The organism is Tepidimonas sp. (genome assembly GCF_046292505.1).
In the GTDB taxonomy this organism is placed as follows: Bacteria; Pseudomonadota; Gammaproteobacteria; order Burkholderiales; family Burkholderiaceae_C; genus Tepidimonas.
In genome coordinates, this window is sequence record NZ_JBKBQX010000289.1 from 1 (window position 1) to 511 (window position 511).

Sequence of the window (511 nt, forward strand, 5' to 3'; positions counted from 1 at the left end):
AAGGGTCAAAACGGGTAGACTGCCGCAGCCCCGCGGTTTCTTGCCCACCGCAAGAATGAAAAGGGAACGACAGAAGCGCCTGCCCACCGGCCCTGTGGCCGGGCGGCGCAAGCTGTGGCTGCCCCCGCAACTGTGATCGGCGAGTCTGGAGCCCACCACGTCACTGGCCTTGTGCCGGGAAGACGGGCCCCCGGCGGCGACCCGAGAGCCAGGAGACCTGCCGCCGGGCCATGTGTGTGGTGCCTGGGCGGGGTGTCCTGGAGCAAGAACCGCGATCGGCGGCTGGCGCCGCTCCCGCGCAAGGGGGGCGGCAACGGCCGCCCGACTGGCTTGCCGCGCCGGCGATGGCGCGCGTCCCCGCCTCCTGTTCGATCTGGAGGTGTTTCGTGTCTTTCGTCGACGATCCGAATCCGGTGGCCGATGCCGCCGCCAAGGCCCTGGCCGCATCGGCCGGTGCGCCGCCGCCCCTGGTGGTGGTGGACATGGTCTGGCCCGACCAGTCCAACCACCA

The 511-nt window shown here is 70.8% G+C and carries 1 riboswitch.

The window, feature by feature from the left end:
• Nucleotides 1–16: 16 nt before the first annotated feature.
• Nucleotides 17–240: riboswitch (cobalamin riboswitch) on the top strand.
• Nucleotides 241–511: the final 271 nt, after the last annotated feature.